Annotated in this window: 36 protein-coding genes; 34 read left to right on the plus strand and 2 right to left on the minus strand. The window is 54.4% G+C overall.

Annotation, left to right across the window (positions count from 1 at the left end):
- Positions 1-20: 20 nt before the first annotated feature.
- Together J3U88_RS27560 and J3U88_RS27565 are read right to left on the minus strand one after the other, a co-directional pair.
- Complete coding sequence (locus J3U88_RS27560; protein ID WP_207862231.1) at positions 21-488, minus strand: prepilin peptidase; 468 nt, start codon at positions 486-488, stop codon at positions 21-23.
- 193 nt (positions 489-681) lie between these two features.
- The gene (locus J3U88_RS27565) at positions 682-1395 is read right to left on the minus strand and encodes a DUF445 domain-containing protein (protein ID WP_423842088.1); all 714 of its coding nucleotides are present in this window, start codon (positions 1393-1395) and stop codon (positions 682-684) included.
- 238 nt (positions 1396-1633) lie between these two features.
- Between J3U88_RS27565 and J3U88_RS27570 the strand changes: the two genes are divergently transcribed.
- The 34 genes from J3U88_RS27570 to infA all read left to right on the plus strand — a co-directional run bounded on the left by J3U88_RS27570 (position 1634) and on the right by infA (position 25343).
- Positions 1634-1921: a hypothetical protein gene (locus J3U88_RS27570; protein WP_207862233.1), complete on the plus strand. Its 288-nt coding sequence runs from the start codon at positions 1634-1636 to the stop codon at positions 1919-1921.
- Positions 1922-2281: 360 nt separating this feature from the next.
- Positions 2282-3430: a sensor histidine kinase gene (locus J3U88_RS27575; protein WP_207862234.1), complete on the plus strand. Its 1149-nt coding sequence runs from the start codon at positions 2282-2284 to the stop codon at positions 3428-3430.
- An 85-nt stretch (positions 3431-3515) separates the two neighbouring features.
- Complete coding sequence (modA, locus tag J3U88_RS27580; RefSeq protein WP_341535202.1) at positions 3516-4202, plus strand: molybdate ABC transporter substrate-binding protein; 687 nt, start codon at positions 3516-3518, stop codon at positions 4200-4202.
- Positions 4203-4224: 22 nt separating this feature from the next.
- Complete coding sequence (modB, locus tag J3U88_RS27585) at positions 4225-4911, plus strand: molybdate ABC transporter permease subunit (RefSeq protein ID WP_207862279.1); 687 nt, start codon at positions 4225-4227, stop codon at positions 4909-4911.
- Positions 4898-5983, plus strand: a complete 1086-nt coding sequence (gene modC, locus J3U88_RS27590) for a molybdenum ABC transporter ATP-binding protein (protein WP_207862236.1) — start codon at positions 4898-4900, stop codon at positions 5981-5983. The genes modB and modC overlap by 14 nt, the downstream gene beginning before the upstream one ends.
- 216 nt (positions 5984-6199) lie before the next feature.
- A complete protein-coding gene (locus J3U88_RS27595) occupies positions 6200-7951 on the plus strand; it encodes a GWxTD domain-containing protein (protein ID WP_207862237.1) in 1752 nt (583 codons plus the stop codon).
- Positions 7951-8667, plus strand: coding sequence for a hypothetical protein (locus J3U88_RS27600; protein ID WP_207862238.1), 717 nt, complete (start codon positions 7951-7953; stop codon positions 8665-8667). The genes J3U88_RS27595 and J3U88_RS27600 overlap by 1 nt, the downstream gene beginning before the upstream one ends.
- A 476-nt stretch (positions 8668-9143) precedes the next feature.
- Positions 9144-9671, plus strand: coding sequence for a cysteine dioxygenase (locus tag J3U88_RS27605; protein ID WP_207862239.1), 528 nt, complete (start codon positions 9144-9146; stop codon positions 9669-9671).
- A gap of 201 nt (positions 9672-9872) precedes the next feature.
- On the plus strand, positions 9873-11009 hold the full coding sequence (locus tag J3U88_RS27610; RefSeq protein WP_207862240.1) for a M20/M25/M40 family metallo-hydrolase: 1137 nt from the start codon (positions 9873-9875) through the stop codon (positions 11007-11009).
- A gap of 482 nt (positions 11010-11491) precedes the next feature.
- Entirely contained in the window at positions 11492-11872 is a 381-nt protein-coding gene (gene rpsL / locus J3U88_RS27615) for a 30S ribosomal protein S12 (RefSeq protein WP_207862241.1), read from the plus strand.
- A 19-nt stretch (positions 11873-11891) separates the two neighbouring features.
- Positions 11892-12362, plus strand: a complete 471-nt coding sequence (gene rpsG / locus J3U88_RS27620) for a 30S ribosomal protein S7 (protein WP_207862242.1) — start codon at positions 11892-11894, stop codon at positions 12360-12362.
- Positions 12363-12514: 152 nt separating this feature from the next.
- Positions 12515-14617 (plus strand): elongation factor G, encoded by a 2103-nt coding sequence (fusA, locus tag J3U88_RS27625; protein WP_207862243.1) that lies wholly within the window; start codon positions 12515-12517, stop codon positions 14615-14617.
- A complete protein-coding gene (gene rpsJ, locus J3U88_RS27630) occupies positions 14614-14937 on the plus strand; it encodes a 30S ribosomal protein S10 (RefSeq protein ID WP_207862244.1) in 324 nt (107 codons plus the stop codon). The genes fusA and rpsJ overlap by 4 nt, the downstream gene beginning before the upstream one ends.
- Positions 14938-14976: 39 nt before the next feature.
- Positions 14977-15600, plus strand: a complete 624-nt coding sequence (gene rplC, locus J3U88_RS27635; protein ID WP_207862245.1) for a 50S ribosomal protein L3 — start codon at positions 14977-14979, stop codon at positions 15598-15600.
- A gap of 11 nt (positions 15601-15611) precedes the next feature.
- Positions 15612-16238: a 50S ribosomal protein L4 gene (gene rplD, locus J3U88_RS27640; protein WP_207862246.1), complete on the plus strand. Its 627-nt coding sequence runs from the start codon at positions 15612-15614 to the stop codon at positions 16236-16238.
- Positions 16235-16531: a 50S ribosomal protein L23 gene (rplW, locus tag J3U88_RS27645; RefSeq protein ID WP_207862247.1), complete on the plus strand. Its 297-nt coding sequence runs from the start codon at positions 16235-16237 to the stop codon at positions 16529-16531. Before rplD ends, rplW begins: the two co-directional genes overlap by 4 nt.
- A gap of 23 nt (positions 16532-16554) precedes the next feature.
- Positions 16555-17379 (plus strand): 50S ribosomal protein L2, encoded by an 825-nt coding sequence (gene rplB, locus J3U88_RS27650; RefSeq protein ID WP_207862248.1) that lies wholly within the window; start codon positions 16555-16557, stop codon positions 17377-17379.
- A 25-nt stretch (positions 17380-17404) separates the two neighbouring features.
- Complete coding sequence (gene rpsS / locus J3U88_RS27655) at positions 17405-17689, plus strand: 30S ribosomal protein S19 (RefSeq protein ID WP_207862249.1); 285 nt, start codon at positions 17405-17407, stop codon at positions 17687-17689.
- A gap of 11 nt (positions 17690-17700) precedes the next feature.
- Positions 17701-18042 carry a 50S ribosomal protein L22 gene (rplV, locus tag J3U88_RS27660; protein ID WP_207862250.1) on the plus strand — a complete coding sequence of 114 codons (342 nt, stop codon included), beginning with the start codon at positions 17701-17703 and terminating at the stop codon, positions 18040-18042.
- 12 nt (positions 18043-18054) lie between these two features.
- Positions 18055-18669, plus strand: coding sequence for a 30S ribosomal protein S3 (gene rpsC, locus J3U88_RS27665; protein WP_207862251.1), 615 nt, complete (start codon positions 18055-18057; stop codon positions 18667-18669).
- Between the two features lie 78 nt (positions 18670-18747).
- On the plus strand, positions 18748-19164 hold the full coding sequence (gene rplP, locus J3U88_RS27670) for a 50S ribosomal protein L16 (RefSeq protein ID WP_207862252.1): 417 nt from the start codon (positions 18748-18750) through the stop codon (positions 19162-19164).
- Positions 19165-19167: 3 nt separating this feature from the next.
- Positions 19168-19365: a 50S ribosomal protein L29 gene (gene rpmC, locus J3U88_RS27675; RefSeq protein ID WP_207862253.1), complete on the plus strand. Its 198-nt coding sequence runs from the start codon at positions 19168-19170 to the stop codon at positions 19363-19365.
- 18 nt (positions 19366-19383) lie between these two features.
- The gene (gene rpsQ / locus J3U88_RS27680) at positions 19384-19638 is read left to right on the plus strand and encodes a 30S ribosomal protein S17 (protein WP_207862254.1); all 255 of its coding nucleotides are present in this window, start codon (positions 19384-19386) and stop codon (positions 19636-19638) included.
- 29 nt (positions 19639-19667) lie between these two features.
- Complete coding sequence (gene rplN, locus J3U88_RS27685) at positions 19668-20036, plus strand: 50S ribosomal protein L14 (protein WP_207862255.1); 369 nt, start codon at positions 19668-19670, stop codon at positions 20034-20036.
- Positions 20037-20072: 36 nt separating this feature from the next.
- Positions 20073-20384, plus strand: coding sequence for a 50S ribosomal protein L24 (rplX, locus tag J3U88_RS27690; protein ID WP_207862256.1), 312 nt, complete (start codon positions 20073-20075; stop codon positions 20382-20384).
- A 43-nt stretch (positions 20385-20427) separates the two neighbouring features.
- Positions 20428-20970, plus strand: a complete 543-nt coding sequence (gene rplE, locus J3U88_RS27695; protein WP_207862257.1) for a 50S ribosomal protein L5 — start codon at positions 20428-20430, stop codon at positions 20968-20970.
- A 73-nt stretch (positions 20971-21043) separates the two neighbouring features.
- Positions 21044-21445 carry a 30S ribosomal protein S8 gene (gene rpsH, locus J3U88_RS27700; protein ID WP_207862280.1) on the plus strand — a complete coding sequence of 134 codons (402 nt, stop codon included), beginning with the start codon at positions 21044-21046 and terminating at the stop codon, positions 21443-21445.
- 11 nt (positions 21446-21456) lie between these two features.
- Complete coding sequence (gene rplF, locus J3U88_RS27705) at positions 21457-22008, plus strand: 50S ribosomal protein L6 (RefSeq protein ID WP_207862258.1); 552 nt, start codon at positions 21457-21459, stop codon at positions 22006-22008.
- A gap of 15 nt (positions 22009-22023) precedes the next feature.
- The gene (rplR, locus tag J3U88_RS27710; protein ID WP_207862259.1) at positions 22024-22386 is read left to right on the plus strand and encodes a 50S ribosomal protein L18; all 363 of its coding nucleotides are present in this window, start codon (positions 22024-22026) and stop codon (positions 22384-22386) included.
- A 53-nt stretch (positions 22387-22439) separates the two neighbouring features.
- A complete protein-coding gene (rpsE, locus tag J3U88_RS27715) occupies positions 22440-22916 on the plus strand; it encodes a 30S ribosomal protein S5 (RefSeq protein ID WP_207862281.1) in 477 nt (158 codons plus the stop codon).
- Positions 22916-23092 (plus strand): 50S ribosomal protein L30, encoded by a 177-nt coding sequence (gene rpmD, locus J3U88_RS27720; RefSeq protein WP_207862260.1) that lies wholly within the window; start codon positions 22916-22918, stop codon positions 23090-23092. The genes rpsE and rpmD overlap by 1 nt, the downstream gene beginning before the upstream one ends.
- Positions 23093-23104: 12 nt before the next feature.
- The gene (rplO, locus tag J3U88_RS27725; protein WP_207862261.1) at positions 23105-23548 is read left to right on the plus strand and encodes a 50S ribosomal protein L15; all 444 of its coding nucleotides are present in this window, start codon (positions 23105-23107) and stop codon (positions 23546-23548) included.
- Positions 23549-23583: 35 nt separating this feature from the next.
- Positions 23584-25008, plus strand: a complete 1425-nt coding sequence (gene secY, locus J3U88_RS27730; RefSeq protein WP_207862262.1) for a preprotein translocase subunit SecY — start codon at positions 23584-23586, stop codon at positions 25006-25008.
- A 116-nt stretch (positions 25009-25124) separates the two neighbouring features.
- The gene (gene infA, locus J3U88_RS27735) at positions 25125-25343 is read left to right on the plus strand and encodes a translation initiation factor IF-1 (RefSeq protein WP_207862263.1); all 219 of its coding nucleotides are present in this window, start codon (positions 25125-25127) and stop codon (positions 25341-25343) included.
- The last annotated feature ends 28 nt before the right edge of the window (positions 25344-25371 follow it).

Below are 25371 nucleotides of genomic sequence, written 5' to 3' on the forward strand. Positions count from 1 at the left end.
ATCCTTGTGAGAAATGCGGGTTAGCCCCACCACCTGAAGCGAACCAAAACGGTGACCGCGGCGAGGCTGACCAAGATCAAGTACCAAGGGGCCTTGCGGTGGCGTATCAGTAGCAGGACCATCGGTGTGCCGGCGAGGATTAAACCGGCCGTCGCCAAACCTTGCTGCCATTGTTGGATGGGGAACCACCAAATCGCCAGCGCGGTGGTTAGGCCGTACAAGGCTTCGTAAAAAGGATAACGCGGCGAGATCGGGATTTTGCAATAACGGCATTTGCCCAGTAGCCACATCCAGCCGAAGACGGGTACGTTGTCGTACCAGGCCAAGTCGTGTTCGCAGTTGGGGCAGGCCGAGCCCGGTGAAACCACCGAGCGGCCCAGCGGATAACGGTACATCACCACGTTGAGAAAGGAGCCGACACAGGCCCCGATCACAAAGGCGAAAAAGGGATTGTAGAAAAATATCCAATCGTGGAGCGAGGTACCCATGGTTTGATCCTAGCCCACATTTCTCACAAGGGCCTCTGCTACGAAGCAGAAACCTTTGCGATTACTTCGCTTATTCGGTCGATCAATTCTCGACGTAGTACAACTACGCCTCCGTTTGCTCTCTGTCATAATCTTCGTACTCCCAAAGGTTACAGCTTCTCGCGACGAGGCCTTGTGAGAAATGCGGGCCACCCTATGGGAGGAAGCTGGTGATGAAGCCGATCAGTGCGCCAAACACGCCGCCCCAGACGACCAGCCAGCCGAGGTGACTGCGAATCATGTCCTGAATGATTTGTTTGACCATTTCGGGCGTGAGTTCCTCGAGGCGGCTTTGGACCATGCTCTCGATTTTTTCCTGCCACGCCGCGTACAGTTCGCCCGCGGATTCCTCATTTTTGGCAATGGACTCCAGGAATTCGGGTTGCTTGACGATCTCGCGCAATTTCTCTTGGAGTTTGCGTTTGAAGGGATCGCGCATGGGTTCCAGGGCCTTGGTGCCGCCGAGCATGCCGAGCATGCCGCCGAACTTAGAGGCTTTGATGACCTCGATAAAAGAATCGTAGATGTAGTCGTAATTGAGGTTGTCGATAATGGGATCGAGATTGATCTGTTTCTTCGCGCCGTTTTTCATGAATTTTTGGATGTTCTCCACCGTGAAGAACTGATTCATGATCATGTTGCGGATGGCGCTTTTAAACGATTCGAATTTAAGGGGGATAATGCCCGATCCATAGAGACCGGGTACCTTTTCAAACAGCATGTGGATCGCCAGCCAGTTGGTGATCGCGCCTGAAAAGCCGAAGTAGCCGGCGCCCAAGACGTGTTCGCGAAACGGATCGGGAACCACCGTCTGTCCCAAGATAATGACGACGATACAGATCCCGTTCACCAGCGCGCTTTTATTAATTTTCTCTTCCATAGTGACCCTTCTGTTCAGCATGAACTTCGCCAAAAAGGGGAAGTATACCCCAAACAGGCGGCGAGGATGTTTGGAAAGGGAATTGATGGGTGATGTTTGGATGCCGGTACCATGAGTTGGCAGGCGCTATTTTTCAGGATGTTTTGATGGAATGAAGGGGTGCCGATGGGGGCATGGGTTGCCATGCATAATTTCTAAGGATGTTCGGATGAAATGAGGATGGGCGATGGAGCCGTTCTGCCAGCCGATGCGTGGTTACGCCTTGGATGAACGGGAAGCGATTTGGCGGCCACCCACGGTATTGGCGGGGCGCGCATTGGGATGTGGCGGTGCCGCGTCGTTTTTATCGAAATACCACTGCTCGGGCGGGTTCAGGGTAGCGAAGGCACACGGCCTCACAACTGTTGAACGAGATCAACAAAGTGACGGCATCATCCGCGGCGTAATCCAGCTAAAAAGGGGAGACAGGGTAAAATCGCCCATCCTCAAACCTTCGCAAGATCCTGAGAAATAAAACGAAGCACCGGCAACCTGCGTGGCGGACCGCGTCAAAAAGAGATACCCGGCCAAATCGCCCGCGCCGTCCAACGCGGACCCCGCCAATTCACCGCCCCGCGCATCCTGAAAAGCCAAAGAAACAAAACACACCATGCCGGATCCCGCCCATCCTCAGACCCATTTCGAACCCTTTCCGATCTTTGCCAGGTGTTTTTTTGTTGAGTCACGTTCGAAAAAATGCTGAAAATACAGTCGTTCTCCTCTTCGCCTGTCGCCCTTTATCCGATACATCATGTAAAGCCCTTGCCGGCTTTTTGTCGTGAACCACGACATGCGCTTTTTCCTCGCCCGGCTTCTGAAGATGTGGGAGTGCCCATTGGTACAATTTTGGATGATCGATGAACTGTCGCCCGACCATCAATCGTTGATTGATCGGCTGGCGGAGGAGCAGTTAGAGATCCATCATCCCAAGGCTGTCGCGCCGCTTTTGAGCCGCGAACCGAACGGTGAACCCACTTTGGTTCTCGTGAATGTGGCTTTCTTGGGGGCCGATTGGGCCGGTTCGATTCGCGCCATCCAGGAAGCGATTGCGCGCGATGGCGGGGTTCTGTTGATTTTGGGTCATGTGCGCCGACGCCGCGAGATTGAGGCCCGTTTCCAGCCAGGCAGTTTTGACTTTGTCGCCGCGCCCTTGCAAGCCGAGGACGTTTGGCGCCATGTGGAGACCCATCTTTCCTTGCTGCGGCTGCGCCGTGAGTTGTGCCTGCAAAATGACCGATTGAAACAGGAAAATACCCGCTTGTTCGAGGCCCAGCAACGCAATGCGCAGGCTTTGAAGCTTACCGCCCAGGACATCCGCACCCGATTGACCGTGGTTCTGGGCAAGCTTTCTCTTGAGGGCGACCTCTACGGCGAACAAGGTCGCGACTTGCGGCGTTATGCCGAAACCATGTTGCGCACGCTTCAAAAGCTCGAAAAGATCGAAGCCGCCCTGGAGGGGCGTATCGCCGTGGAGAACCGACCGGTGAACCTGAGTGAAATGCTTGCCGCCCATGCCGAGGAATTTCAAACCCATTTGGACGCCAAACAACAGCGCTTGCGTTGTGAGCTGGACCCTGATTGCCTCACCTTGGCTGATCCCATCAAGGTATGGGATGTGCTGGAACCCATTCTGGAGAATGCCGCCAAATTCTCACCCGTCGGCAGCGAGGTGCTTTTGCGGCTGAAATGTGGCGAGGGATATTTTAGGATTACCGTCGACGATGCCGGTCCCGGAGTAGAACATGAGTCCATTGAAGCCTTGCTGCGATTTCCCGGAGACGCCGACGGCCCATGGAAGGGTAAAGCGGAACCCATCAACGACATCGGCTTGGGGCTCCACATTTCCTGGGCGTATGCGCGCCTGTTGGGCGGCCGTCTGGAACTCGAAAAAAAACCAAAAACCCCTGGTTCCTGTTTTTCGGTTACCTTGCCGCGTGAATGTTTGCCCGATCATCTCGCCGCCACCGGATCGAGTTTCTCCTAAACCGCACGCCCGCCTTGGGTTCGGTTCGTTTTTGCTCTGGGTTCTGTTGCTGCCGGCATGCTCCCGATCCAATCCGCTCCCCGTGGTGGACCTTTATGCGGCCTCCAGTTTGGCCGCACCCTTAGCGGCCGCCTCAGGCGATTTTCGTGCGCGGGGTGGGGCCGAGGTGCGCATCAACAGCGCCGCCAGTTCTGTCTTGGCCCGGCAGATTGAGGCCGGTGCCGCCGCCGACCTTTTTATCAGCGCCCATCCTCGCTGGATCACTTATTTAACTGAGCGTGCCGAGGTCGAACGGGTCCATCCCTTGGTCGGCAATCGTCTGGTTCTGGCCAGTCATCGCGATGTTCCGGTGACCTTGGCCGAGCCAGGTGACGGCCTGCGCATCGCCCTGGCCGATGCCGACCACGTACCCTTGGGTTGGTACAGCCGACAGGCGTTGCAGAAACAGGGGACCTGGACGGCCTGGCAACCCTACCGCGTGACCACCGAAAACGCCGGGCATACCCGACAATTACTCGAGCTTCAGCAAGTGGATTTGGCCGTGCTTTATGCCGGCGACGTGCATCAGGCCGCGTCTTTGCACGTGGTCACCCTGTTTTCGGAAGACGACCACGAGCCGATCCGTTACCAAATCGCCACCATGCCCGGTGCCGCGCCCGAGGCGACCGCTTTTGTCGCCTATCTCCGTGGTGAAAACGCCGCCGCGATTTGGCGGCGTTTTGGTCTGGTGCCGCTCGAACCCACCACCGCGGCGCAAGCCGCCGGCGATTGAGGGGCGGCCCGTGTCTTACGAAATGGTGTGGCAGATTTTGCAAATATCCTTGTCCGTGGCGATCTGTGCCGTGCTCGCCGCCCTAGTGCCCGCCGTGGCCGCTGCTTACGTGCTCGCCCGTTTTTCCTTTTCCGGTAAAAGCTTGGTTGAGGCCTTGTGTTACGCCCCGCTTGTGTTGCCGCCCGTGGTTACCGGTTACCTCTTGTTGGTGCTCTTCAGCCGCAAGGGTTGGCTGGGGCGTTGGCTGGCCGATTTCGGCATCCTGGTCCCTTTTACCTGGACTGCCGCCGTGCTGGCCGCCGCCGTGATTGCCTTCCCCCTGCTGGTTCGTTCCGTGCGTTTGGCTGTTGAACTCGTTGATCCTCGTTTGGAAGAAGCCGCCGCCGGCTTGGGCGCGTCGCCTTGGCGCGTTTTTTTCGGGATAACCCTGCCACTTGCTTCGCCGGGGGTTTTGACCGGGACCATGCTTGCCTTTGCGCGCTGCCTGGGGGAGTTTGGTGCCACCATTACCTTTGCCGGCAACATCCAGGGCGAAACGCGCTCGATACCCTTGGCGATTTACACCTACCTTCAACAGCCCGACGCTGAAGCGACGGTTTGGTTTCTGGTCGCCTTGTCCCTGGCGGTTTCCCTGGCCGCGCTCTGGGGTTCCGAGGTGTGTAACCGGCGCCTGCGTGTTCGTTTGGGAGGGGCCCATGTTGGCGCTTGATCTCTGCTTTCGGCGCGGTGATTTCGAACTGGTCGTGAACGCCCAAGCCGAAAGCGGGGTGGTCGGGGTGTTCGGTCCATCCGGTTGTGGTAAAAGCACCTTGCTCAAGCTGGTTGCCGGTTTGTTGAAGCCGCAACGGGGTCGCATTCAAGTCGGCGACCAGGTTTTGTGTGACCCTGAGGCCGGGATTTGGGTACCGCCGCATCGGCGTCGCATCGGCATGATTTTTCAGCATGCCCGCCTCTTTCCCCATCTTTCCGTCCAACAAAATCTGCTTTATGGCCACCGCCTGGTACCCCCGGATCAACGTTTCATTCAACCCGACGAAGTCATCGACCTACTCGAATTGAAAACCCTGTTGGGCAGGCAGCCGGGTTCCCTGTCGGGGGGCGAGGCCCAGCGGGTGGCGCTCGGGCGGGCCTTGCTGTGCTCACCGCGTTTGCTGCTGTGCGATGAACCTTTGAGCGCCTTGGATGACCGACGGAAAAACCGCATTCTTCCGTTCTTGCGACGGGTTCGCGATCATTTCCGCTTGCCCATGGTGTATGTCAGCCATGATTTGGGGGAGATTTTGCAATTGGGCTCCCAGGTGTGGATTATGGAGGGAGGGCGGCTCGTGGCTCGCGGCGATTACCACGGCGGTGGTCTGGACGCCTGGCTGGCGCCCAACGCGGGCGATCATGTGCTGGTGAATGTGGTCGAAGCCGTGGTTCGGGCGCACCAAGAGGCGGAGGGCACCACCGAGTTGGTCCTGTCTCCCGTCGGCGAGCCCTGGTTTGCCGCCCGATTTGAGGCCCCCCTCGGCGCAAAGGTGATGGTGGCGCTTGGCGCCGACGAAATTGCCCTGGTACCCGAGCGGGTGCCCGTGATTTCCGTACAAAACCAGGTGCAGGCCGTGGTGACCGGGCTGGTTCGGCGCGAAGGACGCGTCCTGTGCCGGCTTGACGCCGGGGTGCCCCTGGTTGTGGCGCTCACCTGTCGTGGTGCCGAACAGTTGGCGCTAAGCGTCGGCCGGAAGGTGTTTTGTTTGTTTAAAGCGCGCGCCGTCAATCTGTTAGGCATGCAACACTGATTTGCATTATGCGGCCGGGGCGACAATAATGGAGCCTATCATCGGTTATCAACCCAGTGGGGTTCCCGACACGGCCCGTGTTGGAGAAAGCCCTTTTGGGAGTCCGCCGCTTTTGGTGCGTTGTTGAATGTGAACCCTGTGTCCTAAATGTTGCGCGCGTGGGTTCGTTTTCCGACGTGCGCACCCGATTGGCGGTCGTGTCCCAAGGAGGATTGCTTGAAATGTTCGTGGATCATCGTTGCAACCCTGCTGCTGTTTGTTGTCCCGTTGAGCGCCGCCAATAAGAAACGGCTGAAGCTCAACGAGGAAGAGCGCGATTGGCTGAACAAAGTCGATCTGATCATTACCTCCGACGAGCTCAAAACGTTTCGCAAACGCCTGCGTACCCATCATGACCGCAAGCGCTTTATCGCGTTGTTTTGGTCCAAGCGTGATCCCGACCTCAACGACGATACCAATCCTTTCAAAGAGGGTTACCTGGCCCGATACGACTTCGTCATGGCCCATTTCGAGCGAGCCAAAAGCAAGCGACCGATCACCCCGCGCAGTCATATTTTGCTGTTGCTGGGCAAACCCGCCAAAATTGAGTACCGCATTGATTGGGGTTTAATGGGTTTTCGCAACGTCAATCGCCTGCTTAACCACCGGCCTGAACTGTGGATTTACCACGAGCTTCCCTACGACTATCGACCCAAACGCCTGCGTGTTCAGTTCATTCCTTTTAACCAATGGGGCGATTACTATTCGGTGACTGACCCCTATACCGCCCACTGGATTCGCTCCTTGAAGCACAAGTTCATCGTGAACCCCGAGCTGGAAATGGCCCCGGTGGAGACGTTGGACGAAGAAAATTACACCTTGGCCGATCCCGATACCTTGCCCGAATTGCCGGACGAACAGTTGGTTCCGCCGCGTCAGGTGAGTGGACCGACCGTCACGCCGACCCAGACCGCGGTGACCACCAAACCCGCGGCGTCGCCGGAGCCTGTCACGACGCCCGAGCCCGCCGCGACCCCGGCCGCCGCCACGCCGCGCATTGGTGCGGTGGAGCCGGCCGGCACCGGCAAGGTCGTGGTCCCGACCACGCCAGGTTTCACGCGCCGTAAAGCGGCTGAAAAAGCACCGGAAGGTTCCACCCTGGCGGTGCCCACCACACCCAGTTTGCCCAAGGGTGATGCGCCCGCGGAGTTTAACCGCGCCGCATCCAACGATGTCGGCTTTTTGGCCAACCACGGTTGGTTCAAACGGGGTAAGGACCAGGGTTTGTTCATGGGGCGCTTGGGTTTCCCCTTGAAAAACCTCGACTTCCAATACCATCGCGAGCAGTACGAGGCGCCGTTTCTGCTGCGTTACGCCGTGATCAACGCCGCCGGCGAACAGGTGCTCAACCAGCAGGTTTCGCGACGAATTTTGGTTCCCAAAAAAGAACAAATCGAACGCGCGGGCAGTTATTTCACCGAGGATTTCGCCCTGGTGCTGAAACCCGACCGTTATGTATTGCAAATGGAGCTGGTTGACCAAAATAATGCGGCAACCTCGTACCACCAAATCCCCTTTGAACTCAAATCCGTTGCCGAGGATCGCGTTCAGGTCGTCGACTTTGTGTTGATGGACCCGAATATCGGTCAGGGAGAAGCCACGTTCCAAATTCGCAACCAACCTTTTGCGCTTCATTTGTCGCCGAACATCCGCCAGGGTTCCGCTTTTTACCCCGTGCTGGAGCTTTCTGGAAATCCTTCCAGCGAAATTCTCGACTCCATTGTGTTTAGTGTGTTTCGTGGTGATTCTTTGGTGCGGGAATGGCAACTTTTCCCTGAGGAAATGTCGGCGACCCAACAGGGAACCGTGTTGGTACACCCCGTGTTGGAGAGCCGACAACTGGACGTCGGTGCCTATACCTTGCGTTTTGAAATGGCCTTGGCCGACGGGGAATTGCTGGCGCGCGAGATGATGATCGAGATTCGCTAATGACCTTGCTCTTCCTTTTTTCCGTTCACGCGTTGCTGCTCCAGTTGGACCAAAAAACCATTTTCTATCTTCGCGAGGAAATAGAGATGCGGTTGCCCGACGGGGTCGTGGAGGTCAAGCATCGCGATATTTGGATCGGTCTGCGGCGGATGCGCATCGACAACGTTAAAGACGGGACCAGCATGATCTACGCGCAGGGTATCAACTCGATGTTTTTGCTGGATCACCGCAAGCGCGAGTACGTTTTCGCCACCTCGGGCAGTGACCGCCGCGTGGCGCAACGGCCGTTGTTTGGGTTGGCCGCCTTAGAGAACGGGATGCTGGTGAAACGGGGCAAGTTCGTGACCCCGCTAAAAGAAACGCGCAAGATCGGTGATTTTAATTGTCGCGCCTTTGAGCTGAATTACCCGGAAGATTTCGGCCTGACGACCAAGATCTACGCCTCTGAATTGCCCGTGTTCATCAGTCCGCGCACCTTTTTGAGGATATGGTATGCCGCGGCAGGGGTGAACCCACCCCAGGATGTGCGTTACATCCTCGGTTCATTGATGCGGGAGCTAAAAGGTGTGCCGATTCAGATCGTCTCGGAAATTGAACAGGAAGGTTTCCAAATTGTCACCACCAGCACCATCACCGTGATCGAGCGACGCCAGGATTTTGAGCCACAATTGTTTGAAATTCCCAAGGGCTATCGACGCGGCGATCTCGCGTATTGAACCTAAGTGGCGCGATAAGCGTTGGTTCTTTTTTTCTAAAGATCTGTTGTAACATGGTTTGGTAAAAGCGAGCAGGGGTTACGCACGACCGTGCCCGTTGGGTACGGCAAGCGTTTTGACAGGCCGTTGTAGCCCAAAGGTCGGCCCCCTGTGCCGTCTCTCGGTCGTCATCTTCGTACTTACAAGGCTTTCAGCTTCTCGCGACGAATCCTTGTGAGCAATGCGGCTTAGCTGAAATTACCGGCCGTTATCCGGCTTCTTAGATGGAACCCCACCCGCCGGATTCCCCATTAAGAGGCGGCATGTTAGGATAGGTGAGGTTTGTGTCGGCTGCCGTGTACTTACTTTATGGCGCCCCTGTGCTCTGCCCGCTTCGGCCCTGAAACGCGTTTTTTGGGGAAAACGCTTTTTCAATACGCCACGCGAACCGTGGTACGGATCGCCGTGAAAACGGCACAACAACCTTTGGGGGGACCATGAAGGTAGCTACAGAATTGGACTCGATTACGTCCTTAATTGACTGTTGTGGAAGCACAACGGATTTGTGTATCGATTCTCTAACCCGCATCCTGGCGAGTTTGGAGCTTGGCGAAGATTGGTTGGCGGAACACTTACCCAATCCCTTGCCGGAGAGCGGCTACCACCGCACGCTTCTCCATCAGGCCAAGTGTTTTGAAATCGTCCTGGCGACCTGGCCCGTGGGGGGCGGCACCTTGGTTCACGACCACGGTTCTCTAAACAGCCAGGGCGTGGTAAAAGTACTACAGGGTAACCTGTTTAATCAGATTTACGCATTGCAGGAAGACGGAACCGTTCGCCCCGGTGAGCGCCTGATCGCCGAAACCGGTTCCACCGTTCCGGTCACCCACGACTTGATTCACGCCATGGGTCACGGCGGTGGTCACCAAGGGGTCGCCGCCAGCTTGCACGTTTACTTCCCTTGGATTGTCGAAGTGCGGTACTGGGATCCAAAAACCGGTCTGCCGGTTGAGAACAACCTTTAACCTAAAGTGTCCGATTCGGGTGGACGTAATTGAGCAAGTATCGGTGCAGGACGCGCCGAGGGATGGAGCGAAGGTGTTGGAAAAAGCGCAGGAAGGTACGTCGAGCATTTTTACGGCACCTTGCCGCCCAACTCTCGGCGCAGGGCGCGCCGATACTTTTGCAAGTTTGCCGGCAAGAATCGCTCAGTTTAGGTTTTAATATTGGTCGCCTTCGATTTAAACGAGGCGCGTGGTTTTTTTGATACGCGCGCCGATTGGCTTCACGGCCGCATTGACAGCTATGTTCGCTGTCAGTCGCCCACCGCCGAGCCCGCGCGCTGCGACGCCATGGCGGCCTTAATCGCGGCCGATTTAGCTGAGATCGGTCTCCGAACCGAACTGCCGCGGGTGGAAGATTCCGCCGCGTTGGTTGTCGGGACCCTTCCCGACGCACCTTCGCCGGAATTGGTGATGGTCTACCACCACGATACCGTATGGCCGCTGGACGGCTTTCCCAACATGCGCCGAGAAGGGGCGCGCTGGTTCGCGCCGGGCATTTACGATATGAAGGCCGGTATACCTTTGGGAATCATGGCCATACATTATATATATACAGCCTTTCCCGATTTGGGTCCGCGCATCCGCTTCTTATCTTCGCCGGATGAGGAAACCATGGGCCCCGTTTCGCGCAACCTGGTGCGCCAATGGGCGGCTGGTGCGGCTTATGCCTTGGTATTCGAGCCGCCGACCGCGGCCGGTGCCTTTAAGCAGCATCGCAAGGGGATCGGTCGTTGCACCATTGAGTTCGTTGGCAAAGCGACCCACGCGGGCAATCACTACGCCGAGGGCAAAAGTGCCTTGGCCGCCGCCGCGCGTTTGTTACCGGTGTTGGAAGGGGAAACCGACTTAGCTCGGGGTAAAACCGTCAATGTCGGCCTGCTCCAAGGAGGAAGCGCGGTTAACACGCGACCGGGTTACGCGCGCATGGCCGTGGACGTGCGCATCGAAGAAGAAAACCAATGGCAAGAGGTACAGGATTTTCTCAACGCCTGGCGCGACGAGCGGGGTGTTGTTCTAAAGATGACCTATGAACCGGTCATCCCACCAATGCATGCCGAGCATGAGGCCTGGCGACACCTGGCCGCGGTATGCGAGCAACAAGGCATCCCGTTTCAGTTGGGAAAGGCGGGCGGCGCCTCGGACGGCAACTTCCTGGCAAAGGCGGGCTTGAAGGTCTTCGACGGTTTGGGCGTACCGGGTGCGGGCGAACACGCCGACCACGAACACATTCAGGTAGACCAGCTGTGGCCTACCTTTGCAAGAAACGTCGCGCTGATCCGCGCCTTGTTGCACCAATAGCCGGCAATTTAAATGACCCGGTACGCCCCAAACACGCGTTTGCGTGTGCGCCCCCGAAGCGGGCCGCACCACCCCATGCGGGGACCATGCTTTGAATAAACGCCGGGCTCGCCCGGCCACTCTGGACGAATCCTGAAGGGATTCCATAAATTAGCCCCGGGTGCGGTCATTGGAAATGTTCGTACCCGGGGTGCCGGGGGTTCACGAACGGTAAAACGCTCCTAACGCAATCAAAGATTGCGTTTAGCCCTTTTCTCGCCGGGAACCGCGAGGAAAGAGCTGAAGGCGTTGACACCAGAGAAATCAACAACGGATCATCCCGAATTCAAAAAAAACCACAAAACCCCAACCCAAGTCATCCCAATGCGAGAATTTTGTTACACCCATCTTTTTGTTTGACACCTCTAGGGCGTGGTGATAGGATCGACAGGTTTTTGCGCCCTGGGCTGTAAAAACTTTGTTGTACATTGAGGAGTCTTTCAGTGCCAACCATCAATCAGCTTATTCGAAAAGGTCGTGAGCAGCAGATCGACAAAACGAAATCTCCTGCTTTGCATGCCTGCCCCCAGCGCCGCGGCGTTTGTACCAGGGTTTATACCACTACTCCTAAGAAGCCCAACTCCGCACTGCGGAAAGTTGCGCGTGTTCGTTTAACCAACGGCATTGAGGTAACCAGTTACATTCCCGGCATCGGTCACAACCTCCAGGAGCACTCTATTGTGTTGATCCGTGGTGGTCGTGTTAAGGATCTGCCAGGTGTACGTTACCACATCATTCGCGGTACCTTGGATTCTGTCGGTGTGGCCGATCGTAACAACGGTCGTTCCAAATACGGCACCAAGCGCCCGAAGGTAAAGAAGTAGAAGGTATTAGGAGAGGCGCATGCCAAGAAGAAGAAGTATTCCGCCCCGCGAGATCCTTCCCGATCCGGTTTATAACTCAACGCTTTTGGCGAAATTCGTCAATTGCTTGATGATCTCCGGCAAGAAGTCTACTGCTCAGAACATTACTTACGGTGCTTTTGAAGTGATCAGCTCGAAAACGGGTGAAGATCCTTTGAAAGTTTTCAAAAAGGGTTTGGAAAACATCCGCCCCATGTTGGAAGTAAAATCACGCCGTGTGGGTGGCGCAACCTACCAAGTACCGGTAGAAGTTAGCCCCCGTCGTCAATCATCCCTCGCAATCCGCTGGCTGATCGACTATGCGTCGAAGCGTGGTGAAAAAACCATGCGCGATAAACTCGCAGCCGAAATTCTGGACGCCGCCAATGGTCGCGGTAGTGCCGTAAAGAAAAAAGAAGATACCCACCGTATGGCGGAAGCCAACAAAGCGTTTGCCCACTACCGTTGGTAAACGAGTTCTTATTTCTTTGACAAGTTAACTTCGGGACATAAGCGCCCGGCAAAGCAACCTAGAAAAAAGCAAGCAAGAACAACCCTCGGGTTGGCTTGAAATTTTCGCTCCGAATTGCGGTTTAAGTGTTCGGAGACTTGTGGAGCAAGCGCGTGAGTCGAGATCTGTCTCTCGAAAAATATCGAAACATCGGGATCATGGCGCATATTGACGCCGGCAAAACCACGACGACGGAACGCATTCTGTATTACACGGGTGTGAACTACAAAGTCGGGGAAGTGCATCACGGCACCGCCACCATGGACTGGATGGAAGACGAGCAAGAGCGCGGTATTACGATTACCAGCGCCGCTACCACTTGTCACTGGAACGATTACCGGATCAACATTATCGATACACCCGGTCATGTTGATTTTACGGCTGAAGTGGAACGCTCCTTGCGTGTTCTCGATGGTGCCGTCGCGATTTATGACGCGGTGGCGGGCGTGGAAGCCCAGTCGGAAACGGTATGGCGTCAGGCCGACAAGTACCGTGTTCCACGGATCGCCTACATTAATAAATTGGACCGAGCCGGTGCCGATCATGCGCGCGTCGTCGAAATGATGGCCGAGCGTTTGAATGCCGTTCCTTTTGTCATCCAGCTTCCCCTTGGGATTGAGGATGCATTTAACGGCGTGATTGATTTGGTTGAAAACCAAATCATCAGTTGGCAAGGCGACGACAAAGACAGCACCTTTGAGCGGTTGCCGGTTAGCGATGAACATCGTGCTACCGTGGACGCGGCTCGTGAGGCGCTGATGGAGTCGTTGGCCGAAACCGACGAGGCCCTGCTGGAAACCTACCTCGAAGAAGGTGCGTTGACGGTCGAGCAAATGAAAACCGCCTTGCGCCGGCTGACCTTGACCTTACAAGGTGTGCCGGTTCTGTGTGGTTCTTCATTTAAGAACAAAGGGGTTCAGCCACTGCTTGATGCGGTGGTCGACTACCTGCCTTCACCCGCCGATATCGGCGCGGTTGTGGGGCATTCACTCGACTACAGCGAGGAAGTTCGCCGCGAAGCCCGCGACGACGAACCGTTTTCCGCGTTGGTTTTCAAGATTGCCGGTAACAAGTACGGCGATTTGGCCTACATCCGTATCTACTCGGGTGTGGTGAAGTCCGGTGAAAAAGTGTTTAACGTTGCGAAAAACCGCGACGAACGAATTGGCCACTTTTTCCAAATGCACGCCAACAAACAAAAAGAAGTTAAAGAAGCCGCGACCGGGGACATTGTCGCCATCGCCGGTTTCAAGAACGTGGTCACCGGGGACACCATTTGTCATCCCGATTCACCGCTTTTGCTCGAACGCATGGATTTCCCCGAGCCGGTAATTCACATTGCGATTGAACCGAAAACGAAGGCGGATCAGGACAAACTGAGTCAGACCCTGGATCGATTGGCCCTCGAAGATCCCACCTTCCAGGTGCGGGTTGACGAAGAATCCGGCCAAACCATTATTTCCGGCATGGGCGAACTCCATTTGGAAATTTTGGTGAAGCGGATGATTCGTGACTTTAACGTGCAAGCAAATGTGGGTAAACCCCAGGTTGCCTATCGCGAAACGGTGATTGGCGAGGCGCGGGTCGACGAGACCTACGAGCGTCAGCTCACCGGGAAGCGCATTTTTGCGCGCGTCGCATTGTCGGTCAAACCGGCCGAACGCGGCGCCGGGGTTTGCTTCGAAAACCTCACCAACGAGACCACCTTACCCCAAGTCTTTGCCGACGCTGTTCAGGAAGGCGTGCTTCAAGCCGCGCGTTCCGGTGCCATCGCCGGTTTTGAAATGGTTGATGTTCAGGTAGCGTTGCACGACGCGTCTTTCGACGACGTGGACTCCAGCGATGTGGCTTTTAAAGTAGCCGCAACCATGGCGTTCAAACGGGCGGCACGCGAAGCGCAAGCGGTTCTTATCGAACCCGTGATGAACGTCGAGGTGGCCACACCGGAAGAGTACATGGGATCGGTTGTCGGCGATTTAAACACGCGCGGCGGTCGCATCCTGAATATGGAATCCCGTGGTGACTTGCACGTGGTGCGGGCCCATGTGTCTTTGGCAAACATGTTCGGTTACTCAACCGCCTTAAGATCGGTTTCTCAAGGGAGAGCCACGTTCTCCATGGAGTTTTCGCAGTACGCGGAAGCACCGAGAGCCATTCAGGAGAAATACGCACCTCAAATGGGCGTATCTGGCGATGGAATCAGGAGTATGGGATGATCAATGAAACCATTCGAATTCGATTGAAGGCCTTCGATCACAAAATTCTGGATCAGTCGACGCGTCAGATTGTCGACACGGCCAAGCGCACCGGCGCCGTTATCGCCGGCCCGGTACCGCTGCCTACCAGAATACGGAAGTACACCGTTTTGCGGTCGCCTCACGTCGATAAAAAATCTCGCGAGCAGTTTGAATCTCGCACCCACAAACGGTTAATCGACATTCTCGAACCGACCTCACAGACTGTTGAAGCACTTATGAAGCTCGACTTGCCTGCCGGGGTAGATGTGGAAATCAAAACCTACGCCAAAACCAAGTAAGCAGCAGCCGTTCGGTTAGCGTAAGTTAGGAGTGAGAGGATGATCAAAGGAATTCTAGGCAAAAAACTGGGCATGACCCAGGTTTATGACGACTCTGGACGCGTCGTACCCGTCACTGTTATCGAAGCGGGTCCTTGCGTGGTCACGCAGGTGAAAACCCTCGAGAATGATGGTTACACGGCTGCGCAAATCGGCTTGGTAGAGAAAAAAGCTCCCAAAAAGCAATCCAAGGCCGAACAGGGTCACTTGAAGAAAAACAACATCGCACCCATGCGCCACTTGAAAGAGTTTCGCATCGACGCCGGCGACGCCGTCAACGTGGGCGATCAAGTTCTGGTCAACAGCTTTGAAGTTGACGAGAAAATCCACGTAACCGCTACCTCTCAAGGTAAAGGTTTTCAGGGTGTTATCAAACGTCACGGGTTCGGTGGCGGTCGCATGACCCACGGTTCCCACTTCAAACGTGCACCAGGCTCTATCGGCCAGTGTGCCACGCCCAGCCGTGTTTTTCCCGGTAAGAAATTGCCAGGCCACATGGGCGCGAAGAAAGTGACCGTGAAAAATCTGAAAATCGTTCAGGTTATCGAAGATCAAAACTTGCTGTTGGTTAAAGGGGCGGTTCCCGGTGCCAAGGGCGGCTTGGTCGCGATTCGCAAAGGTTAAGGAGAAGGGAAATGCCCAAAGCAGAAGTTTTTTCATTGAAAAACGAAAAAGTCGGCGAAGTTGAATTGGCCGACGAGGTGTTTGCCGCTCCATTGAATCGCCATTTGATTTGGGAAGCGGTGAACCACTACCTGGCCAAAGGCCGGGCAGGCACTGCCAAAACCAAAGTTCGCTCCGAGGTTGCCGGTTCCGGCCGCAAGCTCTGGAAACAGAAAGGCACCGGTCGTGCCCGCGTCGGTGAGATCCGCACCCCCAAGTGGCGTGGCGGTGGTACCGTTCACGGCCCACAACCGCGTAGCTATGACTATGCCTTCCCCAAGAAAAAACGTCGTGGCGCATTGCGCTCCGCGTTGTCTGCCAAGGTTACCGACGGTCAAATCAAGATCGTTGACGAACTGGCGCTCGCCGACCACAAGACCCGCAACCTGATCGGTGTGATCAGTACCCTGGGTCAAGAAGGCAAAGTTCTGGTGGTGGACTTGCAGGGTAACCAAAACCTGGAGCGCGCCTCCAACAATATCCCCACCGTCAAGCACGTCACCACTTTGGGTCTGAACATCCACGATCTGTTGAAATACGATCAGTTAGTCATTTCCAAAGAGGCCGCCCTGCATCTCCAGGAGGTATTGAAGAAATGAGTGAACGTCTGACTCGTATTCTGCAGGCCCCGCACTTAACTGAAAAGAGCATGGCCGAAAAAAGCAAAGACAACGTTTATGTCTTTCGTGTCCGTCCCGACGCCAACAAGATCGAAATCAAAGCCGCTGTCGAAAAACACTTCGACGTGGAAGTGACCGATGTTCGTACGTCCAACGTGAAGCCTAAGAAACGCCGTGTCGGTCGCCACATTGGCAAAACCGCCGCTTGGAAAAAGGCCTACGTGACCGTGAAGCCCGGCTCAGGTGAAATCGAGTACTTCGAAGGCACCTAAGGAAACAGAGAGGAGTAGTTCCAATGGCTATGAAATCATTTAAACCAACCTCCCCGGGTGTGCGCAGTCTCAAGTTGCCCATTAACAAGGAGTTGGCGAAAACCGGCCCGAAAAAGAAGTTGACCCAAGGTCTGTCCAAGTCCGGCGGTCGCGACAACAAGGGTCGCATCACCATTCGATTCCGCGGCGGCGGCCACAAGCGTCGTTACCGTATGATCGACTTCAAACGTACCAAAGACGGCGTTCCGGCCACCGTGGTTCAGATCGAGTACGATCCCAACCGCAGCGCCCACATCGCCCTGTTGAAATACGCCGATGGTGAGTACCGTTACATCCTCGCGCCTGTCGGCCTCAAATCCGGCGACCGCGTTGAATCCGGTGCCGACGCCGATATCGTGCCCGGCAACTGCTTGCCGCTGCGCAACATCCCCATCGGTACCTTGATCCACAACATCGAGCTGAAAATTGGTAAAGGCGGCCAAATGGCACGCTCCGCCGGTGCTTACGCGCAGTTGTTGGGTAAAGAAAACGAATACGCCACCTTGCGTTTGCCTTCCGGTGAAGTGCGTTACGTGCACCTCGAGTGCCGTGCCACTGTCGGCCAAGTCGGCAACATGGAAAACGAGATCAAGAAGCTTGGTAAAGCGGGCCGCAAACGTTGGACGGGTAAAAAACCCCACAACCGCGGCGTCACCATGAACCCCGTCGATCACCCCATGGGTGGTGGTGAAGGGCGTTCTTCCGGTGGCCGTCACCCTTGTACGCCTTGGGGTAAACCCACCAAAGGCTGGAGAACCCGCCGCAAGAAGGCCAGCGACAAGATGATTGTTCGCCGCCGCAACAAGTAATTGAGATCGCTGGAAGGAGCATGAAATGCCAAGATCGTTAAAAAAAGGGCCTTTCGTTGATCACCACTTGATGGCGAAGGTCGAAGGTGCCGCCGAGCGTGGCGACAACAAAGTGATTAAAACCTGGTCACGTCGGTCTACCATCGTGCCTGAAATGATTGGTATGACCTTCGCCGTGCACAACGGCCAAAAGTTCATCCCGGTTTACGTCCAGGAAAACATGGTTGGCCACAAGCTGGGTGAATTCTCGCCCACGCGCACCTGGCGCGGCCACGCCGGCCAGAAAAACCAAAAAGGTTCCAGAAGGTAAGGGGTGACAGCGTGATTGCCAAAGCAAAAGCGAAATACATTCGTGGTTCCGCCCGCAAGGCGAGACTGGTTGTAGACCAGATCCGCGGTCAGAAGGTCGACAAGGCCCTGTCCATCCTCGCCTTCTCGCCCAAGCGTGCGGCGCGCCACATCGAAGAATGCCTCAAGTCGGCGGTTGCCAACGCGATGCAAAAGGACGGCACCATCGATCCCGATGATCTGTACGTCTCCAAGGCGGTAATCGACGAAGGACCCACCATGAAACGCATCCAACCGCGCGCCATGGGCCGTGCGTTCCGCATCAACAAGCGTTTCAATCACATCAGCATTGAGCTCTCTCAATTAGAAGGGTAACGGAGGTTTCACGTGGGTCAGAAGGTCCATCCAACCGGTTTTCGCCTGGTTATGAACAAAAACTGGTCCTCAAAGTGGATCGCGCGTCAAGAGTATGCCGACTACCTGCACCTTGACTTGAATCTGCGCAAAGTTTTGAAGAATAAACTTCGCAACGCGTCAGTTTCACGCATCGACATTGAGCGAGCAGCCAATAAATTGAAATTGAACATCTTGACCGCTCGTCCCGGTATCATCATCGGGAAGAAAGGTTCGGAAGTCGAGAAACTCAAACACTGGATTTCTCAACGTACCAACCAAGATGTCACCATCAACATCAAAGAAGTCAAAAAACCTGAACTGGAAGCCCAGCTCATCTCGGAAAACATCTGCCAACAACTCGAGCGTCGTATTTCCTTCCGCCGTGCCATGAAAAAAGCTGAAGAAAATGCGTTGAGATTTGGTGCGAAAGGAATTAAAATCAAGGTTTCGGGCCGTCTGAACGGCGCCGAGATCGCCCGCTCCGAAGAATACCTTTCCGGCCAGATGCCACTTCAGACGTTGCGTGCCAACGTGAACTACGGCTTTGCTGAAGCTTTAACGACTTACGGCATCATCGGCGTTAAAGTTTGGGTTAACAAGGGCTAAATCGATCCATCGCGAAGGCGACACGGCCTCCTTTTGAGGCTGTGTGTCCTTGCGTGTGCATAGAGGGAGATACGCGTCATGTTGATGCCCAATCGCACCAAGTACCGCAAGGTACAGAAAAATTTGAAATTCAAAGTCGCAACCCGCGGCGCTGAATTAGCTTTTGGTGAATACGGTCTGAAGGCTATGGAGTCTGGCTGGTTAACCAGTCGTCAAATTGAGGCTGCCCGTATCGCTATGACCCGTCACATTAAACGGGGCGGGAAAATCTGGATCCGCATGTTTCCAGACAAACCCATCACCAGTAAACCGGCCGAAACCCGTATGGGTAAAGGTAAAGGCTCCGTTGACCACTGGGTTACCGTAGTCCATGCCGGCAAAATCCTTTTCGAAATGGAAGGGGTCAGCCCCGAGCTGGCGCGCTCCGCATTTGATATCGCGGCTCAGAAGTTGCCCATTAAGTGCAAGTTCGTGATGCGCCACGGTGAGGAGTAACGCATGAAGATCAAAGAGATTCGCGACATGACGGACGAGGCCATCGCCGAGCACATCGCGAACACCGAAAAAGAACTGATGCATCTTCGTTTGGGTAACGCGATCGGCACTGTCGAGAGCCCCATCCAGATTCGTCAAAAACGGCGTGACATCGCGCGTATGAAAACCATTCAAACGCAACGCGCCACGCAGAATAGCTAACAGGATAGGTAAAGACTTATGGAAAATACCAGAGGTCAGAAGGTGAAGCGTACCGGTGTGGTGGTTTCCGACAAAATGGACAAAACCATTGTTGTCAAAACCGAACGTAAGTTGAACCACCCGCTCTACAAGCGCACCGTTAAAAAGTCCAAAAAATTCAAGGCTCATGACGAGAACAACGTTGCCAAAATCGGTGATGTCGTTGAAATCATTGAGTCTCGTCCCTTGTCTAAGGATAAGACCTGGCGTCTCGTCCGCGTTGTGGGCAAGTAAGCGAAGTTTGATTTCAAGGAAAACAAGCCATGATTCAAATGGGAAGCATCTTGAATGTTGCCGATAACAGCGGTGCCAAAAAGATCCTGTGTATCCACCCTCACGGTGGCGACACGGCGTCCGTGGCGCAGTTGGGTGACATCATCACGGCTTCCGTGCGGGAAGCAATTCCCGGCGGCACCGTCAAAAAGAAAAAAGTTGTAAAAGCCGTTATTGTTCGTCAGCGCAAAGAATACCGTCGCAAAGACGGCTCTTACATTCGTTTCGAAGAAAATGCGGCCGTGCTCGTCAAAGAAGACGGCGAACCAATCGGTACCCGTGTTTTCGGCCCTGTTGCACGTGAACTTCGCGACCGGAAATTTATGAAAATTGTTTCCCTCGCACCTGAAGTTCTCTAAGCAACCCGAAACCTCGGCAGATATAGGTGAGTAGAAATGGCAGCAAAGATTAAAAAAGGTGACACCGTAGCGATTATCGCCGGCAAAGACATCGGCCAAAAGGGCAAAGTCCTCAAGGTTGATCACGCCAAAGGCCGCGTTGTGGTCGAAGGCTGGAACATGGTTAAGAAGCACCGCCGTGCTTCCCAGGTTCAAGAAGGCGGTATCATCGATATCGAAGCACCGATTCACATCTCCAATGTTGCACTGGTCGATCCCAGTGACGACAAACCATGCCGCGTTGGTTTTGAAATTCGCAACGACAAAAAAGTTCGTGTTTCAAAACGTACCAACACGGTGATTGACTAACTGAACCAACCGGTTCGACGCAATCAACCTCCAAGAGGCAAAAATGGACCGTATTGAAAAGAATTATCGGGAAACTATTCGCCCCAAACTGAAAGAAGAGTTGGCACTCCGCAATGTCATGCAGGTGCCAAAGCTTGAAAAGATCGTGATTAACATGGGTGTCGGTGAAGCCATTGCGAACAACAAGGTTCTCGACAACGCCGTGGAACAGCTCTCCGCACTTGCCGGACAGCGGGCCGTGGTAACCCGGGCGAAAAAGTCCATCTCCAACTTTAAATTAAGAGAAGGGATGGCCATCGGCTGCCGTGTTACCTTACGCGGCGAACGGATGTATCAATTTTTTGATCGCCTGGTGAATATCGCATTGCCCCGTGTTCGTGACTTTCGTGGAGTTTCAAACAAGGCATTCGATGGTCGTGGGAATTACACTCTCGGATTAAAGGATCAGCTGATCTTTCCAGAGATCGATTACGGCTCAATCGACAAATCTCGCGGGATGAACATTTGTATTGTGACTTCCGCCCAAACGGATGACCACGCGCGCGCTCTGTTGGCGCAACTGGGTTTCCCATTCCGTAAAAACTAAGTCCCGCTCCGCGCCCCCTTCCCATTCCGGCGCGCGGACCAAGCCGACTTTTATGTTGATTTAAGGAGCAGCGATCATGGTAACGGATCCTATTGCTGATTTGTTAACCCGCATCCGCAATGGCCACATGGCCGGTCACGACAAAGTGGACGTGCCCAGTTCCAAGCAAAAGCAAGCCATTGTAAAAATCCTCAAAGAAGAGGGTTACATTAAGAATTTTAAAGTGGTGGACGCCAAGCGCAGCCATCCCATCATTCGCGTTTACTTGAAGTACGACTCGAACGGTAAACCGCTCATCAACGGTTTGAACCGTGTCTCCAGTCCCGGCCGCCGCGTTTACGCCGGCAAAGCCAACCTTCCCAAAGTTTTGGGTGGTATCGGGATTGCCATCATTACGACCAGCAGAGGCATCATGACCGACCACAAAGCCCGTTACTTGGGTGTCGGCGGCGAAGTCCTCTGTCAGGTCTGGTAAGGGAGGCGAACATGTCACGTGTTGGACTTAAAGAAATCGCAATTCCTACGAATGTTAAAACCAAAATCGAAGGCGATACCTTGTTCGTCGAAGGCCCCAAAGGCAAGTTGACCGCGCCGATCCCCGCCGGGATCGAAGCGAAAATGGAAGACGGCAAGCTGTCTTTCTCTCGCGGCAACGACGACGGCCCCACCCGCGCCAAACACGGCCTTGCCCGTGCCCTGGCCAATAACTGTGTGGTCGGCGTAACCGAGGGTTTCAAAAAATCCCTCCAAATCATTGGTGTCGGTTATCGTGTTAACGTCAAAGGTCAAACGGTTGAGTTGCACCTGGGTTACTCACACCCTATCAACTTCCCTTTGCCCAACGGCATCTCAGCGACGTCCGAACAGGATCGTCAAACCAAATCCATCGTGCTAACCGTGGAAGGTATTGACAAGCAGTTGGTTGGACAAGTTGCCGCCAACATTCGCAGCCTGCGTAAGCCCGAGCCCTACAAAGGTAAAGGCGTTCGCTACCTCGGCGAACAGATCCTGCGCAAAGCCGGTAAGTCCGGTAAGTAATAGGAGCGTTTTTCGATGAAAAAGAGCAAAAAAGACTTGAGACAGCGTTCTCACCGTCGCATTCGGAAAACGGTATCCGGCACCTCCGAGCGCCCACGTTTGGCCGTTTTCCGCAGTTTGAAACAAATCTACGTCCAGGCTATCGACGACGTTACCGGCACCACCCTTGCCTCCGCGTCGACCATGGAAAAAGAATTTAAAGCATCCGGCAACTACGGCGGCAACATCGACGCAGCCAAATCAATTGGTTCCTCGATTGCCAAACGCCTGATGGATAAAGGCATTACCAGCGTTGTTTTCGACCGCGGCGGCTTCCAGTATCACGGTCGCGTGAAAGCGGTTGCCGAAGCTGCGCGCGAAGCCGGCCTTAAATTCTAAGCAGGCACGCAAAGGAGCATACGGTGAAAGGTAACAAAGCAACGGTTAATGAGATGAACCTCAAAGACAGTGTAGTCGTCATTCGTCGCGTCACCAAGGTTGTTAAAGGTGGTAAAAACTTTGCGTTTTCCGCCATGGTGGTTGTCGGTGACGGCGAAGGCCAAGTAGGGTTCGGTCAAGGTAAAGCCTTGGAAGTACCTTCCGCGATTAAAAAAGCGGTTGCTGTCGCTAAGAAAAACATGATCAAGATTCCTTTGATCGACGGTACGATTCCTCATGAAGTCAACGAGCGCTCCGGCGCCGGCCAGGTTCTCCTGAAACCGGCTCCCGAAGGTACCGGCGTTATCGCCGGTGGTGCGGTTCGCTCGGTGGTGGAAGCCGCCGGCATTCGCGATATCGTCACCAAGTCGCTTGGTTCCGATAACAAGATCAACATTGTCAAAGCCACCTTCAAAGCTTTGGAAGCACTGCACGATCCCACCGAGTACGCCCGTGCTCGTGGTCGTGATCTAACGAAAGAGAGGGCGTAATGAGCACCATCAAAGTTCGTTTGAAACGCGGCTTTCCCGGCAAACTGAAAACGCACGTGCGCGTGGCTCGTTCTTTGGGTCTTCGCAAAGTGAACCAGGTGAAAGAACTGAAAGATTGCCCCGAGGTTCGCGGGCAAATCAAAAAGATCGATTACCTTCTGGAAATCGTTGAGTAAAAGGATTCGGCCATGAAGTTGAATGAATTGCGACCCAACGACGGTGCGACGCGCAACAAAAAGCGCGTCGGTCGTGGTCCCGGGTCAGGAAACGGTAAAACCGCGGGCCGCGGCCATAAAGGTCAAAAATCCCGCAGTGGTTACAGCCGTAAGCGTGGCTTTGAGGGTGGTCAAATGCCCTTGCAGCGCCGCCTTCCCAAGCGTGGTTTCAAAAACATCTTTCGTAAAGAATGGGTTGTTTTAAATGTTTCCATGTTTGAAAATCGCGACGTAAGCGAAGTCACCTTGGAAGACTACCGCAAGTTGGGGCTTATCAAAAACACACGCGATGGTGTTAAGATTCTTGGCGACGGCGAGTTGACCAAGGCAATCACCTTCCACGCGCATAAGTTTTCTAAGTCCGCCCAAGAAAAGATCGAAAAGGCCGGCGGCAAGTGCGTCGTCATCGAGGGTTAACCTCGCGCCAATACACTTGTTAAAGAGACGACAACATGGACAAGGTAATCGAAAACATCCAAAACATTTTCAAAATTAAGGATCTCCGCCAGAGGATCTTCTTTACGCTGGGTATCCTATTTCTGTACCGACTGGGTTGTTTGGTGCTGGTGCCGGGAATCGACAGCAAGGAAATTGCGCATTTGTTCGATTTGGCCGGCAGCAACATGTTGGACATGGCCAACACGTTTAGTGGTGGTGCATTGGCCAACGCGGCGGTGTTCGCGTTGGGCATCATGCCCTACATTACGGCTTCCATCATCCTGCAAATCCTACAGAAATCCGTCCCTTACCTAGAACGCCTCGCCAAAGAAGGCGAGCAAGGGCGTAACAAGATCAATCGCTACACCCGTTATTTGACGGTGGGCTTTGCAATCCTGCACTCCTGGGGGATTACCCAGCTCCTGATCAGCATGGATCAGGGCAACGGCTCCATGATCACACTCGAAAGCACCATGGCTTTCCGCGTTGTGGCGATGGTCACGCTGACCACCGGCGCCATTTTGATCATGTGGTTGGGTGAAAAGATTACCGAAAACGGCATTGGTAACGGCATCTCGTTGATCATTTTCGCGAGTATCGTTGTTATTGTTCCGGGTTCCGTGGGCGAAATTTGGAACCAAGTTCAGAGCGGCGCGATTCCCGCACCGATCATGGCTTTGGTTCTTGCCGTCGTCGCCGGCACAATTGTTTTCGTTGTGTTCTTTGAACTGGGCATTCGCAAAATCACCATCCAATACGCCAAGCGGATGGGCAAAGAAGGCCAAGGTGGCGGCGGTAGCAGTCACCTGCCTTTCAAAGTCAACTCCGCGGGCGTTATTCCGGTTATTTTCTCGGCCTCTATTATCCAAATCCCTTCCATGTTGTTAAACACGGTAGACGAGACCAACAACCAGGTCATGTACACGATTTTGGATCAATTGTCTTACGGCCGACCTCTGAGTAACGTGGTGTTTTTTGCTGCAACGATGTTCTTCACGTTCTTTTACGTGGAAATGTTGTTTAACCCCAAAGACACGGCTGAAAACTTGAAAAAACAGGGTGGTTTCATCCCCGGCATTCGCCCGGGTATCGAAACCCAGGAATACATCGAGCGTGTTTTGAACCGTCTGACGTTTTGGGGTGCCTTGTACCTCTCTATCGTCAGTATCGTTCCCAGCTTCATCATGATGGGTCTCCAGTTGAACCGTTTGCCTTCCTGGATGGGCGGCGACCTCTTCGCGGAATACCTGCCGGCGATGCTGAACGACGGGACGGGCGTCACGCTCGCGAACGCCTTGGGCGGCACCAGCTTGCTGATTATTATCAGCGTCGCTCTGGACTTTATTAACAAAATCGACAACCAACTAGTGATGCGGAAATACGATGGATTTACCTCATCCGCGGGTGGATCGAAGATTCGAACTCGTCGGTACGCGTAGCAGGTTTTTGCAGTTGCTCCTACCCTTTAATTAGGGTAGGATTGCGAGTTGGCCCGCGTGAGGCTTCCCAAGAGGTGGTCCGCGTACTCGGAAAACATAAGGAGTGGGTGACTTAAGTGGCTAAAGAAGACGCGATTGAAATGCAGGCGGTAGTATTAGAAACGCTGCCGAATGCGACTTTTCAAGTAGAGCTTGAAAACAAACACAAGGTTTTGGCTCACATTTCCGGTAAAATGCGGAAAAACTTCATTCGGATTCTGCCAGGCGACAAAGTACTTGTTGAACTTTCACCCTATGATCTGACCCGCGGACGGATTGTCTATCGCTACAAATAATCCGTGTACATTGTGTCGTGGAATCTCT

The organism is Acanthopleuribacter pedis (assembly GCF_017377855.1).
In the GTDB taxonomy this organism is placed as follows: Bacteria; Acidobacteriota; Holophagae; order Acanthopleuribacterales; family Acanthopleuribacteraceae; genus Acanthopleuribacter; species Acanthopleuribacter pedis.